This window comes from Halomonas sp. SIMBA_159 (genome assembly GCF_046536035.1).
Taxonomy (GTDB): Bacteria; Pseudomonadota; Gammaproteobacteria; order Pseudomonadales; family Halomonadaceae; genus Vreelandella; species Vreelandella venusta_A.
Genome location: NZ_JAWJBT010001165.1, coordinates 1 through 250 on the forward strand (window position 1 = coordinate 1; position 250 = coordinate 250).

A 250-nucleotide genomic window follows, 5' to 3' on the forward strand; every position below is an offset into this window, starting at 1 on the left:
GTATTATCGTAGCTGTGAATTTGTTCAAAAGTACTGATACTGGAAGCAGAATAGGCTGCAGCATCATATTCATCTTCAGTGTTGTCATAGCCACCCAGCATGCCATCGAACGTCAGGCTGAAGTTGTTATCCGGCTTATACTGCAAGGATAAAGTCGCGCCCCATTTGTCCTGATCATTTAAGTACACACGATCGCCGGCTTTATCCAAAAACACAATGCGGTTAGTCACGTCAGTATCAAAACGGTCGT

Annotated in this window: 1 protein-coding gene; it reads right to left on the reverse strand. The window is 44.4% G+C overall.

The window, feature by feature from the left end:
* A partial coding sequence (locus R0J87_RS22930; protein ID WP_498889238.1) for a hypothetical protein occupies positions 1-230 on the reverse strand: 230 nt, incomplete at its 3' end.
* Positions 231-250 lie beyond the last annotated feature (20 nt).